Genomic DNA, 14202 nt, shown 5'->3' with positions numbered 1-14202 from the left:
TTAAGATGTGAACATTTGCGCGAATTTCCCTATTGACACAAACGTTCGAGTATGGTATGGTAAAGACAGAGTACGAGTGGGTACGTGCAAGGAAGAGGAGGTACTGCGATGCTGACCACAGCGGACATTCCACAGGCCGATATGCTTTGGGACGTGGCGCGCGTTGCGGAAGCGATTGCGCGCGGGAGAGTAACGGCAGAGGAGATCGGAGAATACATCGGCGCCAAGGGTCAGCGTCAAGGCCTCTACTACATGCAGGCAGCGCGGATCATTGGCTTGATCGAGATCGGCGAGCAGACCGAGGCGGCGCAACTGACCAAGTTCGGGCTTGCGTTCACGCGCTACAACCGTGCCGACCAGCGCGCTGCCCTCCGCCGGCAACTCCTGCGGTACGAGCCTACCCGCTCAGTGATTGCCGCCCTTCGTGACACCCCCGAAGGTCTGACCCGCCACGATGTGGCGCGCATTCTCCAACAGCTCGCTCCCTTAGCCGAATCAACCGCGCTGCGCCGGGCAGCCACCGTTACAGCATGGTTGACCGAAATCGGGTTAGCTGACTGGCGCGACGATCGGCTATGTTATTGCGGGCCGGCCTTGCCGGTCGCAATGCCGCAACCGCCGCGTAACGCGATGTCGTTTGCCAGCGGCGTGTGAGGGGATAGCAGTGCAAGACACTATCCTCGCTTGTCATTGCGCGAGATCGGCAGACAGAACCGATGAACGCAGATGTGGCTAATGGCGTGGCGATGCGCTGGTGTACCCTCACCCCCAGCCCCGCTCCCACTGGCGCGGGAGAGGGGCGCTGCTACGTTCCGCTCCAATGGCGTTGCGATGCGCTAGTTTGCCCTCACCTCCAGCCCCTCTCCCACTGGCGCGGGAGAGGGGAGCAGAGCTACGCTTTGAGGCATTGCACCGCGATCAACGGTTGTGTGTGACCGGATGTCTGTCCGCCCCTCAACCCGCTAGCGCGGGGGAGGGGAGCTGCTACGTTCCGCTCCAATGGCGTGGCGATGCGCCGGTTCACCCCCAGCCCCGCTCCTACTAGTGTTGAGGAGCGGACAGAACGTTTGATCGAGTACAACTATCGATTGCTGTGCAATGGCGTAAAGTCCCGTGCTGCGCTCCTCATCACCCCTCCCCCAGCGGGGGAGGGGCAAGGGGTGGGGGCAACAGCCCGCGCAGCGGGCTTCGTACCCCTAGCCCGGCCCTTTAGGGCCGGGTGCCTTGCTGTCCGCCCCTCAATGTCATTGCGAGGGAGCGGCAGCACCTAGCCGAGCGAGGTGCCGCGCGACCGAAGCAATCTCCCGCTTCAGCGACAACCCATGCCTGAGCGGGCGCTTCCCGTGCTCGCGGGGGATTGCTGAGCCGGTGATGGTGGTTTCACCCGTGATGCGCGAACTTCCCGTGCTGCGCTCCTCATCACCCCTCCCCCAGCGGGGGAGGGGCAAGGGGTGGGGGCAACAGCCCGCGCAGCGGGCTTCGTACCCCTAGCCCGGCCCTTTAGGGCCGGGTGCCTTGCTGTCCGCCCCTCAATGTCATTGCGAGGGCGCGCAGCGCCCGAAGCAATCCCCCGCTTTAGCGCAACCCATGCCTGAGCGGGCGCTGCCCGTGCGCGCGGGGGATTGCTGAGCCGGTGATGGTGGTTTCACCCGTGATGCGCGAACTTCCCGTGCTCGCGGGGGATTGCTGCGCCTCGCTCCGCTCGGCTCGCAATGACAAAGGGGCGGGGACGATTGTCATTGCGAGGGAGAGATGGCCTCAGCAACGCTGGTGCCGCGCGACCGAAGCAATCTCCCGCTTTAGCGCAACCCATGCCTGAGCGGGCGCTTCCCGTGCTCGCGGGGGATTGCTGAGCCGGTGATGGTGGTTTCACCCGTGATGCGCGAACTTCCCGTGCTCGCGGGGGATTGCTGCGCCTCGCTCCGCTCGGCTCGCAATGACAAAGGGGCGGGGACGATTGTCATTGCGAGGGAGGGATGGCCTCAGCAACGCTGGGGCCGACCGACCGAAGCAATCTCCCGCTTCAGCGACAACTCATGCCTGAGCGGATCCTCCCGTGCGCGCGGGGGATTGCTGCGCTTCGCTCGCAATGACAAGGAGTGGCAGGAGATGGCAGTCTATCACGCTGCCGGCGCTTGCCCGGCGCGAGCCGGCGCTGCCACATGCCAATGCAACAACCCCATACCAATCACGCCTACCAGTGCGAGTAGGGCAAAGATCACGCCATAACCGGTCACCGTTGCGACAAGCCCTACCACCACCGGCCCTAACGCCGCTACTGGGGCCAAGGCCAGATTGGCAACCCCAATGTAGGTGGTTCGTTCGGCTGGCGGGCTAAAGGTGAAGACAAGGGTGAAGCCAGAGAGTTGGTAGCCAGCTTGTGACGCACCGACTAAGGCAAAGACGAGGTAAAACCACGCGCTTGCCGGGGCAATGAGGGCTAACACCAGCGCCGCCATCCCCATCCCCGCCGACAACACCAACACCTGTTTGTGGCCCCACCGATCGGCCAGCGCTCCCAAACCAATATTGCCAATTGCCTGCGCAGCTAGCATCACACTGGTAAACAGACCAATCTCAGCCGCCGGCACCTGAAACCGCTCAAGCGCAGCCGCCGTCAAGAAACTATGGCCGGTCAAGCCGAGCGCAATCGCCATCCGGCAAAACAGATAGCGCCGGAACGCGACATCGCGCCGCAAGAGCGGCCCCAAGCCGCGCAAAAAGACATGAAACGGGCGAGCTGGCACCGGCGCTTGGGCCGGTTCGACCGTCAGCGCCAGAAAGAGGTACGAGACCACCATCGCCGCAAAGCAAATCAAGGCGAGCATGCCGGCGCTTTGCGGGAAGGGTTGCTGGGCCAAGATCGCTGCTGCCAGCGCGCCGCCGCCAATGCCGAGCAGACCGCCTAAGCCAGCCTGCAAGCCAAAGAAGACCCCCCAGCGGTGGCCCGGAATGACCCGTGCAATTAGATCTTGCCACGCAATCGACGTGAGACCGGCGCTGGTGGCGAAGATAGCGTACAGCGTTAACACAATCACCAGCAACGCGCTTGCCGGCAAATCGGGCAACGTGAGCAGAATAATGCCCATCGCCAAAAAGGGCAGGCGCTCACCGATCGTCGCCAGCAGCACCCACGGCTTGCGCCGCGGCTGCGCTGCTACCAACGGCGCGGTAAACAATCCCGGCAATAACCAGCCGGCAAAAAAGATCGCCGGGATCAAGCCCTGCACCCAGCGCGCATCGGTCAACCGCTCGACAATCAGCGGCAAGACGGTAAACCGCGACACAAGGCTGATCCCAAAGGTGAAGGCGCTGCCATCGAGCACATTCAACCAGAAATTACGCCGGGCATAGCGGGCCAGCACCGCTTCTGACGCCGTGGTCATAGCTTATCCTGCTGTCTATTCTTGCGCTTCAACACCATGCATCGTAGCCTTGTTTCGGCGAACATGGATCGTTCCTGCGACTGATCGAAACTGTCCTCTTGCAATTCTGCAAAAGTGTGGTATAGTAGAAAAGTCAATCAACGTCGTGTGCTGCGAGACCGGCATCAGAGAACTCTCAAGCTTTAGGTCGATCGGCAGTGCTTCATCGCTCGAAGCAGGAACGTTGTCGATCGCCGGAGCGAACGCCCGATACATCTATCGGCGGCGGCTGTACGAGAGGTCTGTGATAGCCGGTTTTTGGTATGCCACGAACGTGTCTGCCAAACCAAGTCTCTGTGGAGTGTGTGCAATGTTAGTGAAACTGTTCGTCGGGAATTTGCCGTGGAGTGTCGGTGATGCTGAGCTGGGTGCGATCTTCGAGCCGCACGGCGAGGTGCAGAGCGCGCGTGTGATTAACGACCGCGATACCGGTCGCTCGCGCGGCTTCGGGTTTGTTGAGATCGAGACCAATAACGTCGCCGCCGTCATCCGGGCGACCGACGGCCTTGAGGTTGGCGGGCGCAATCTGCGCGTGAATGAGGCTGAAGACAAGCCGCGCAGCGCGCCGCGGGGCAATTTTGGCCGCCGCTACTAGACGGTAAACGCCACGTCGCTCAAGGCGCTGGCAACAACACAAGACCGGTGAACAATGGCGTTCACCGGTTTATTGTTTGCTTGCGGATGGTTGGCTACTTGATCGTTTGCTTGAGCCGCTCAACCAATTCAATGTAGCGATTCATCGCATCGGTGGCCGAGAGACCTTTGAGTTTAGCCCACGCATCATACTTGAGCCTCCCGGTCATATCCAGCACGCCGGGCCGCGATCCTTGCACATCGCCAACCGTTGCCTGCTTGTAGAGCGCATACAATTGCAATAATGTCTCGTTATCGGGACGGCGCGGCAACTCCTGCACCTCTTTCGCTGCTCGTTCAAAAGCTGCTCGCAGATCGCTCATATTCAACTCCTCACTCGACGCGGATGATAGCAGTATCGTACCATATTCACCATATCTATACCAATGGTCGAAGGGGTCTGCTCTTGAAACATGGAGTGCGGCAGTCAAACTGCCGCACTCCATAGGCATAATAACTCCTCGGTTGCATCCCTCTGCGCTGGAACATAGCGTGCAGCAGTGAGACTGCCGCACGCCATAGGCATCATGCCCTCCTCGGTTGCATCTCGCTGCGCTGGAACATAGCGTGCGGCAGTGGGACTGCCGCACTCCATAGGCATAATAACTCCTCGGTTGCATCCCTCTGCGCTGGAACATAGCGCGCGGCAGGGTGACTGCCGCACGCCATAACGAGGCGCAATACGCTACTCATCACGCAACGCCACTGCCGGACTGATCCGGCTCATGCGCAGGGCCGGCCACATGCCGGCCAGCAAGGCTGCCCCGATCGCAACTGCTAACGCTTGCCCAAACAGCGCCGGATCAACGGCGAGTTCCAGCGTCCAGCCAAACGATCGCTTATTGATGACATACGTCAACACGAGCGCCAGCGCCAGCCCCAACGGCGCGGCCAGCAACCCGGACGCCAACCCCATTAGACCGGTTTGGCCCAGCACTGCGCCCCACAGTTGGCCGGGTGTTAAGCCGTTGGCGCGCAAGACGCCTAATTCACGGGTGCGTTCGAGTTGCAATGCCATCAAGGCGCTCAAGATGCCGATAAAGGCGACAATCGTCGCCAGTAATTGCAGCACCGAGGTGATGGCAAAGGTGCGATCGAAGACTGCCAATGTCCCTTCGCGCAAGGCCCGGCTCGAATTGACCAGCACCATCCCGTAGGCGGCGCTCGTGGCCCGCACCTGTTCGATCACCGTGTCAACATCGTAGCCATCGCGAACATAGATCGCCAGCGACGAAATCGCCGGATCGTCCCACAAGGCGCGATAGGCAGCGGCGTTGATCCGCACCACACCTCGATCAGAGGCATAATCGTAATAGACGCCGGCGATCGGCAGGTCGCGCAAGCCGCGATCAGTACGCACCGTTAAGGTATCACCCAGCCCCAACCCGGTGCGGAAGGCGAGCGGCTCTGAGATCAACACTGCGCCGTTTTCCCACCCGGCCCACGTCGCCGCGTCACCACCCTGTTGGAAGCGCAACGCGCGCCGGCCCTGTTCCGTCGCGCCATCCACTGCCACCAACGTTGTTGGCCCGGTGGGCAAATCGATCTGGACACTACGAAAGGTTGTGATCGACTCAACTCCCGGCAGCGCTGCCAAGGCTGCTGGCAAGGCCGGATCAAGCGTCGTGTCGATCCGGTTAGCGACATTGCTTGGCGGCGAGAGGTAGATATCAGCGACAAGGCTTTGCTCAAGCCAATTGATCACCGTTTGGCGGAAGCTGCCGATCATAATGCCAACGCCAATCGTTACCGACACCGCAACCATCAAGGCAGCGACGGCCACCGCGGTGCGTGAGAGGCTCGCTACCACATCGCGCGCCGCCATCCGGCCCAGCAACCCCAACACCCGGCCCAACGCCGGACGCAACAGCGACATCAGCGCCACCAGCGCCAGCGGGGTGAGCAAGGCCGAACCAATCACCACCGCAAACAAACCGCCGAAGGCGACATAGAGACCGGCAGCGCCGGCAGGCGCCGGGATTGCCAGCAGCACACCGCCGATCGCAAGCAAGCCAACGCCAGCACCAGCCAAGCGCGGCGTTGCCCGCCGCACCCGCTCTTCGATGCTCGAACGGCGCAAGACGGTGCGTGGCGGGGTATACATCGCTTCCAGCGCCGGGGCCAGCGCCGCCAGCAGAGTCGCGGCCACCCCCAGCACTGCGCCTTTCAACAACACCGCCGGCTCAATGCTCAGATCGCGCACCGTGACCACAAAATAGAGATCGTTGATCGTCTGCGTCACCAAGCCGACCAAGCCGCGCCCCAACACCACACCCAAGGCCAACCCGCCGGCCACACCCAATATGCTGATCAGCAACGCTTCGACCAAGACCAAACCGGCTAATTGGCCGCGACTCACCCCGACGCAGCGCAGCGTCCCCCACAGAGTGCGCCGCTGCACAACGCTGAACGTCATCGTGTTATAGATGAGGAACATGCCAACAATCAGCGCCAAGAGACTGAGCGCAGTCAGGTTCAGCTCGAAAGCAGCCGTCATCTGCTGCAACGCGCCGGCGCGAGCCGCCACCGGTTGCACCGTCGCGCCGGGAGGTAACAGCGGCGCCAGCGCCGCCAGATCAAACGACTCCGGCACGATCAGGTCGATCCGGCTTAACCGTCCGACACTATCCAGCAACTCTTGCGCGCTGGCGATATCAACTGCAATCATCCCGGCCAGCGCGCGCCGGCTGAGATCATCCGCCGGTTCCAGCACTCCCACCACCTGCACGGTAGCGGCGCGCGGGCCGATCTGGATCGGTAACGCATCACCGAGCTGCACACCGGCCCGTTCAGCATTAGCGCGCGCCAGCAGCGCCGCTCCCGGTTCAACCAATAACGCCGCCACATCGACAGCGCCGCCACCGGCCAGATAGGGCCGGAAGGGCGCTTCGGCAAACGGATCAATCCCAAAAAGCTGGTAAACACCGGGGCCGAGCGAGGGGGCAAGTACGTACCCCTCGACAATCGGCGCTGCGGCCAAGGCTGGAAAACGCCGCCGGAGTTCGGGGTAGACCGTTTCGGGCAGGCCGGATGGGCCGCCAATGATCTGATGGGTTGATTGCCCGGCCACGGTATCGCCGGCCAGTTGGAACGCGCGGCGCGCGCTGGCATTGGCCAGATCAATCGCCACTACGACTGCCACCCCTAATGCCACTCCCAAAATACAGAGCAACATCTGCCACGGATGGCGCACAATCCAGCGGATTGAACTACGGAAAAGCATACGACCTCGTTACGGTTGTGAAACGCTGCATCAGATCTGACCCCCTTCTATCATTCTGCCATTATTTGCGCACTTTTTCACGCTGAAAATAGTCGTGGGTGGTTAGCCTACAGCGATCCTGTATGCTAACCACCCATCAGCAACGATCAAGGTACAGCTTGCCAGAGCGACTTACCGCGGCACTTCTACCCGATTGAGGATGCGCCCGATCGCCATATCGGCATTGAGACCTTCAATCTCGGCTTCTGGCCGCAGGATAATCCGGTGGCGCAACACCGGACGGGCCAGCATCTTCACCTCATCAGGCGTCACGTAGCTACGATCGTGAATTGCCGCCAGCGTCTTCGCCGCCAGCAACATTGCCACGCCGGCCCGCAGCGACGCGCCGACCAACAATTCAGGACTGGTGCGCGTTGCTTGCACAATCGAGACAATGTAATCGAGAATCCCCTGCTCGACTTGAACCTGCGCAATCTCGGCCCGGCAGGCAGCTAGCGCCTCAGGAGTCACGATGGGGCGCAAGCCGGCAGCAGCCAACTGGTGCGCGTCGAAGCCGAGATGATAGCGCCGCAACACCTCAGTCTCAACTTCGCGCGGAGCATAATCAATCACAACTTTGAACAGAAAGCGGTCAAGCTGAGCCTCAGGCAAGGGGTACGTCCCCTCGTACTCAATCGGGTTTTGGGTCGCAATCACAAAAAACGGCTCCGGCAACGGCAAGCGCTGGCCCTCAATCGTCACCTGCCGCTCTTCCATGGCCTCAAGCAACGCGCTTTGGGTCTTGGCCGGCGCGCGATTAATTTCATCGCCAAGCAACACTTGGGTAAAAATCGGCCCTTGCCGCAGGCGAAACTGGCTGCTGCTCAGATCGAAGACTTGCGTACCCACGATATCAGATGGCATCAAGTCAGGCGTAAACTGAATGCGGCGAAAATCGGCTTGGATCATCTGGGCCAACGTCTTAGCCATCAGCGTCTTCGCCGTGCCGGGAGGGCCTTCGAGCAAGACATGCCCGCCACTGAGCAATGCCGTCAGGAGCAACGTCAATGGTTCCTCTTGCCCAACCAGTGTCTTGCGCGCTTCATTCAACAACGCCGACGCCAACTGCGCAGTTTGCATAGCATATTCTCCAATGAGCGGGTTCCCGCTGCTCCCATCATCAAACATCACGCCGTTGCAATCCAACTACGGCTACGGCTTCAACGCGAATCGTTACAGAGTCAGAAAGATCAAACTGATGATCAAAAAGAGCGACAATACACCGATGCCGGCAGAAAAGAGAATCCGCTCCCAGTGCAACAAGCGCCAATCAGGGGGAATCAAATTCTCGAACCCATAGATCGCCAACTGGTACTCTTGCCCTTGCCGGCCAAGATCGAATTTGATCTCGGTCAGCGGGATAAAATGAATTTGCAGTTCCGCCATGACAATGCGGCTATCGTTATCGAGCGCCTGCCGTTGGCGATCAATCATCGCTTTCACTTCAGTGATTTGAAGCCATTCGGGCGGAATGCGCCCAACCACCCGGTGTTTATATACCAATTCGGCTTTGCATGTACGGCGCAACCATGTCTCATCAACATCCGGCAGATCGTTCTGAGCCTCATCACGCACAACCCGGCGCGACCACTCGATCAACTTGCGCTGCACGACGCGGCCAAAACTGTCACAGCGCTTGCACGGGATCGAACCGCGACCATTGCATTGCGTGCAAGCAATCACCCGTTGGCGCGCTACCGGCGGCGATGCGCCAGCGCCACCCGGCGATCCGGCTGGCTGCCCGGCGGCTGTTGATTCGGACTGTTCCGTCACCGTCACGCGCCGCGTACCCTTACACGTCGAACACGTGATCACGCCTTGCCCTTTACAGGCCGGACAATTGACCACTTGTTCGGAACCGGGCACAACCAACCGGCTACCCATCTGTTCTTGAAACTCCTTGGGCGGCGGTAACGCAATCTGCCAACGCTCCAGTTCACGATGGGGCGGTAATTCTTTCTGTTGCGTATCAGGTTCTTCCTCCATCCCGGCGTCACGGCGCTGTTCGATCAGTAATTGCAGATGGAAAAAGAAGACGTTAGAGTGCTGGACGTTGTGCAAGCGGGCCAACCGGCCAAGCAGCGGCAGCCGGAGCGGACGCTCTTGGGCCCATTGGTCAAGCAACTGGCTGATATGAGTGGCATTGAGCATACGCGCGCGCTGCTGGGCGCGCTCGATCGGTTCGTGAAACAAGGCGCCGGTCAACGCGCGCTCAACCTCGTTGGATTTGATGAGGGTGAACGGTTTGGGTTGACTCACCGGTTGCGCAATATTGGCCGATTCCAGCGTAACAACCTGTGTTTGCACCACATGGGGAGCGAGTGCTGCTTCGAGATCGGCAGCCGCAGCGCTGGCGCTGGCATAGCGATGGTGCGGTTCCCACGCCAACAGGGTGCGAATAATCCGATCCACTTCTTCTGGCAGCTTCTGCCCCGCTTCAGCTAATGAGCGAATCGGTGGCAACTCTACCCAGCTATCGCCCGGTTTTGGCTTTTCAACCCATGGCTCCTCGCCGGTCAGCATATAAAACAGCACTACCCCCAAACTGAAGATATCGGACAAATGGGTCGCTTTTTGCGCCTCGCGCATGCACTCGGGCGCGATAAAACCGGGTGTGCCCATAATCATGCCGGTCGAGGTCAACGATTGATCAGGATCGCGGGCAATTCCAAAGTCGATCAAGTACGCCTTCTCGGCATCCGGATCGATCAGGATATTGCCCGGCGCCAAATCACGATGGACAATATCAAGGCTATGGGCATAATCAAGGGCAGCGGCGATCTGCTGAAAATAGCGCAACGCCAGTTCGGGCGGCAATGGCAAATAAGAACCCTTTGGCAGCGTGTTTGTTTTCGGTGGTGATGGCAACTTGGGCAGATCACGCAACGAGCTGCCGTGAATATATTCAAACACCGCGTAGTGAAACGGATTTTGCACGCCGTAGTCGATCAAGCGTGAAATATGGGGATGGCGGAGGCGAGCGGCAATGCTCGCCTCTTGTTCAAAGCGTTGAATCCGCGCCGCTTCTTGGCTCAGCAATACTTTCAGCGCAACTTTATGCTCGCGGATACGGCGATGATGAGCGAGAAAGACGCGGCTTGACTCACCGCGTCCAATCCGCTGTTCGATCTCGTATTGGCCGAAGATGCGCGGCAGGCTGGTTGACGAAGAGAGGTTAGTCGTCATAGCCGTGTGGATGAGTGCGATGCCATTCCCAAGCCGAGGCAATAATCGACTCAAGATCAGGGTAGCGCGGCTGCCAGCCCAACTCGGCGCGGATCGTTTCGGAAGAGGCGACCAGCACGGCCGGATCACCGGGCCGGCGCGGCCCCACCACTGCCGGAATCGGATGGCCGGTCACTTTGCGCGCGGTCTCGATCACTTCCCGCACAGTAAAGCCTTGGCCATTGCCGAGATTGTAGCGACGTTCACCCAAGCGGTCGAGCGACTCCATCGCCAGAATGTGAGCGCTGGCCAGATCAAGCACGTGGATGTAGTCGCGCACGCAGGTACCATCGCGGGTCGGGTAATCGTCGCCAAAGATCGTGACGTGCGGACGTTGGCCCAACGCCACCTGCAACACGATCGGGATCAAATGCGTTTCCGGATCGTGATCTTCGCCGCGGTCAGGCGTATCGCCGCAAGCGTTAAAGTAGCGCAGACAAGCGTAGCGCATCCCATAGATCCGGTGCATCCAATGCAACATCCGCTCGATAAAAAATTTTGACTCACCGTAGGGCGAACCGGGCACGATCCGTTCGTGTTCGGCGATGGGAATCCGTTCGGGTTGGTCAAACAGATTCGCAGTAGACGAGAGGATAAACCGGCGCACTCCAGCGGCAATGGCGGCTTCGAGCAGATTCGCCGCATTCACCAGATTATCGCGCAAGTAGAGAAACGGCTTCTCCATGCTCTCGCCAACCAGCGTGTACGAAGCGAAGTGCATAATGCCGTCAATACCGGGATAAGCGGCGAACAGCTCGCGCAGCGCGTTGCGATCGGCTAAATCCGCCTCAATAAATGTCGCCTCTGGCGGCACAGCAGCGCGATGCCCTTGATAGAGGTTATCAACAACAATCACCTCGTGCCCGGCCCGCACCAATTCGGCGCTGGTAATGCTCCCGATGTAACCGGCGCCACCAGTAACCAAGATCTTCATCGTGATCATCTCCCTCGTCTATCAACTTTCGGGTGTGGTTCCATCGGAAGCAGGATCAACCGCAGCCGCCGGCGCTTCCGGCGCCGGTTCAGGCTGAGCCGGACTACGCACACTGTAAAGGGCTTGGATCGCGCGCTGGGCCAAACAGACAAACGAGCGATGCAACGGCGCACCGCCATTGATCGGGAAGATCGTCACGTTGCGAAGTGGAATGAAATCATCAGCCAACTCCGTCAACATCTCTTCCAATTCAACGTCTGGCCGGCGATACATCTCGGCCCGCACCGCAAACTCGCTGGTAAAAAACATCACCGGCTGCGCCGCCCGCGGCGGCGCTGAAACACGATAATCCGGCGGCGGTTCAGGTTCGGCTAACACCGCCACGAGCAGCGCATCGCCCCATGCCACTAAGGCTTGCGGCACCCGCTGCGCATGCTGTGGACGCCAGAGCGGGGCGATACTGACCTCACGGAGGTTCACAAAGCGGCTCATCCGGTTATTGAGAGCATCACTCACCCTGCGGTACAAGGGCAGCGTATAACTGCCGGTGTAAAGCAACGTTGGTGTGAAGATCTCGACCGTAAAGGTGAAGCCATCGCTCATACTGTCTCCTGCACCGCAGCGAGCGCCTGCCAGAAGCCGGGATAGCTCACTGCGGCGGCTGCCGGTTCTAAGATGGTAGTTTCGCCTCGCGCCACCAGCGCCGCAATCGCCCATGCCATTGCCAGCCGGTGGTCGTGATAGCTATCAAGAGTGGTGCCGTGCAGTTGGCCGGGCCGGCCAGTAATGACCATCCCATCGGCAGTCGGTTCGACCAGCGCACCCATCGCGCTCAAGCCGGCTGCGACCGTCGCGATGCGGTCGGTCTCTTTAGCGCGTAATTCGTGCGCATCGCGAATGACCGTCTCGCCATCGGCGCAGGCCGCAGCCACCGCCAAGATCGGGATTTCATCGATCAAGCGCGGGATCAATGCCCCAGCGATGGTAGTGCCGCGCAGGGTTGACGAACGCACCACCACATCACCAACCGGTTCGCTCCCTTCCAGCCGCTCGTTGACCACCTCAATCGCGGCCCCCATCGCGCGCAACACATCGAGCGCGCCGGTGCGGGTCGGATTGAGACACACGCCGGGAGTCACCAATTCGGCATCGGGATGGATCGCCGCCGCCACCCACCAAAAGGCGGCTGAGGAAGGATCACCGGGCACGCGCAGCGAGAGCGCCGCTGGAGCGGTGGCCGCAGTTGGCGGGCGCAACGTAATCTGTTCAGCAGCAACGGTTATGTCAAGCCCCATCGCCGCCAGCATCCGCTCGGTATGGTCGCGTGAGTCGATCCGGCCAGTCAGAGTAATGGGACTATCGGCGCTCAGTGCGGCCAGCAAGAGGGCCGATTTGACTTGGGCCGACGCGATCGGCAGCTCGTAGTGGCCGCCGCGCAGCGCGCCACCGCGGATCGCCAACGGCGCCCGATCACCCTCGGCGCGGCCATCGATCTGCGCCCCCATCGCGCGCAATGGCACGACAATCCGGCGTTGCGGGCGCGAACGCAACGAGGCATCGCCGGTCAACACGGTAAAGAATGGTTGGCCGGCTAACAACCCGGCCAGCAGGCGCAAGGTGGTGCCAGAGTTGCCGCAATCGAGCACATCAGCCGGCTCGCGGAAGCCGCCCAAGCCGGCGCCATGCACCACCAGCTCCCGCTCGCCGAGCTGTTCAACCGTTACCCCCAACCCCCGCACGCAAGCTACCGTGGAAAGGCAATCAGCGCCGGGCAAAAAATTAGCAATGTGCGCGCTGCCGGTCGCGATAGCGTTAAACAACACTGCGCGATGTGAAATCGATTTATCACCCGGCACCTGAATCACACCGCGCAACCGGCCCGGCGCAGTTAACGTTATCCCTGTCATCGCCGCATCATCCGCTCTAGCCCGCCGGCTCAGCGTCGGGGGCCACAATCAGCTTGTACCCAAACCCGCGCTGTGTCACCAAATACCGTGGTCGCGACGGATCAGGCTCGATCCGCTGGCGCAACCGGTAGACCAGCGCATCAATCGCGTTGTAATCAAAGATGGCGTAATCCCACACCTGACTAGCGATCTCTTCCTTACTCACCACCTCACCTTGCCGGCGGTAAAGCAAGGCCAACAATTGAAACTCTTTCACCGTCAGCGGCGGCGTGAGTAACTCACCGCGAATGTACACCGACTTAGTTGGTTCATCAACCCGGATCTCGGCCCGCACGGCCCGCAACAGCGCCGGGTCAAGCGTCCCTTTCATCGTTGCGGCGGGGTCGTTAAAGATAATAACGGTATCGGCAATCAAGATTTGATCGGAGTGATGCAAACTGCGCGCGCCAATCAAGCGCTCTTGATTAAGGAAGGTACCGTTCGTACTTTCAAGATCGCGAATGAAAAACCCTTCTTCCGTCTGTTCAAAGCGCGCATGGCGCCGGGAAGCGAGCGGATGATCGATAATAATATCATTCGCGCCATCCCGGCCAACGGTAATGACCGGTCGATCCCACACGATTTCCCGATAGTCGCCGTTACTACGTTTGACAATCAATTGCGGGGCGGGAGCGGATTGCATCGTTCACCAGCCTCCAGCTACAATATGCTTTTGAATGCGCGGATGCGATGTGGTACAATCGCTTTGACCTTGCTGATTATACCATGGCATATTCGCCTTTGGCAGTCATTGTGTTCACAGCATCGCACTGATGG

At 60.2% G+C, this 14202-nt stretch carries 11 protein-coding genes; 2 read left to right on the top strand and 9 right to left on the bottom strand.

What is annotated here, in order from left to right; genetic code table 11:
• The first annotated feature begins 108 nt into the window (after window positions 1-108).
• The gene (locus A6A03_RS14510; RefSeq protein WP_066789734.1) at window positions 109-654 is read left to right on the top strand and encodes a DUF7226 domain-containing protein; all 546 of its coding nucleotides are present in this window, start codon (window positions 109-111) and stop codon (window positions 652-654) included.
• Between the two features lie 1466 nt (window positions 655-2120).
• Here the strand turns inward: A6A03_RS14510 and A6A03_RS14505 are convergent.
• Window positions 2121-3386, bottom strand: coding sequence for an MFS transporter (locus tag A6A03_RS14505; RefSeq protein WP_066789732.1), 1266 nt, complete (start codon window positions 3384-3386; stop codon window positions 2121-2123).
• A 349-nt stretch (window positions 3387-3735) separates the two neighbouring features.
• On the opposite strand from A6A03_RS14505, the gene A6A03_RS14500 reads away from it, so the two are divergent.
• Complete coding sequence (locus A6A03_RS14500) at window positions 3736-4020, top strand: RNA recognition motif domain-containing protein (protein ID WP_066789728.1); 285 nt, start codon at window positions 3736-3738, stop codon at window positions 4018-4020.
• Between the two features lie 94 nt (window positions 4021-4114).
• On the opposite strand, the gene A6A03_RS14495 is transcribed toward A6A03_RS14500, so the two are convergent.
• From A6A03_RS14495 to A6A03_RS14460, 8 genes are all read right to left on the bottom strand, one after another.
• A complete protein-coding gene (locus A6A03_RS14495; RefSeq protein ID WP_066789726.1) occupies window positions 4115-4381 on the bottom strand; it encodes an acyl-CoA-binding protein in 267 nt (88 codons plus the stop codon).
• A 362-nt stretch (window positions 4382-4743) separates the two neighbouring features.
• On the bottom strand, window positions 4744-7281 hold the full coding sequence (locus A6A03_RS14490; RefSeq protein ID WP_066789724.1) for an FtsX-like permease family protein: 2538 nt from the start codon (window positions 7279-7281) through the stop codon (window positions 4744-4746).
• A 171-nt stretch (window positions 7282-7452) separates the two neighbouring features.
• Entirely contained in the window at window positions 7453-8400 is a 948-nt protein-coding gene (locus tag A6A03_RS14485; protein WP_066789801.1) for an AAA family ATPase, read from the bottom strand.
• A gap of 93 nt (window positions 8401-8493) precedes the next feature.
• Window positions 8494-10506 carry a protein kinase domain-containing protein gene (locus tag A6A03_RS14480; RefSeq protein WP_066789722.1) on the bottom strand — a complete coding sequence of 671 codons (2013 nt, stop codon included), beginning with the start codon at window positions 10504-10506 and terminating at the stop codon, window positions 8494-8496.
• The gene (gene galE / locus A6A03_RS14475) at window positions 10496-11479 is read right to left on the bottom strand and encodes a UDP-glucose 4-epimerase GalE (RefSeq protein WP_066789799.1); all 984 of its coding nucleotides are present in this window, start codon (window positions 11477-11479) and stop codon (window positions 10496-10498) included. Before galE ends, A6A03_RS14480 begins: the two co-directional genes overlap by 11 nt.
• Before the next feature lie 21 nt (window positions 11480-11500).
• Window positions 11501-12082, bottom strand: coding sequence for a hypothetical protein (locus tag A6A03_RS14470; RefSeq protein WP_066789720.1), 582 nt, complete (start codon window positions 12080-12082; stop codon window positions 11501-11503).
• Window positions 12079-13386 (bottom strand): 3-phosphoshikimate 1-carboxyvinyltransferase, encoded by a 1308-nt coding sequence (gene aroA / locus A6A03_RS14465; RefSeq protein WP_066789718.1) that lies wholly within the window; start codon window positions 13384-13386, stop codon window positions 12079-12081. Before aroA ends, A6A03_RS14470 begins: the two co-directional genes overlap by 4 nt.
• Before the next feature lie 16 nt (window positions 13387-13402).
• Entirely contained in the window at window positions 13403-14068 is a 666-nt protein-coding gene (locus A6A03_RS14460) for a winged helix-turn-helix domain-containing protein (protein WP_066789717.1), read from the bottom strand.
• Between the last annotated feature and the right edge of the window lie 134 nt (window positions 14069-14202).

It is taken from the genome of Chloroflexus islandicus (genome assembly GCF_001650695.1).
GTDB classification, from domain to species: Bacteria; Chloroflexota; Chloroflexia; order Chloroflexales; family Chloroflexaceae; genus Chloroflexus; species Chloroflexus islandicus.
This window is presented reverse-complemented; position numbering and strand designations above follow the sequence as displayed.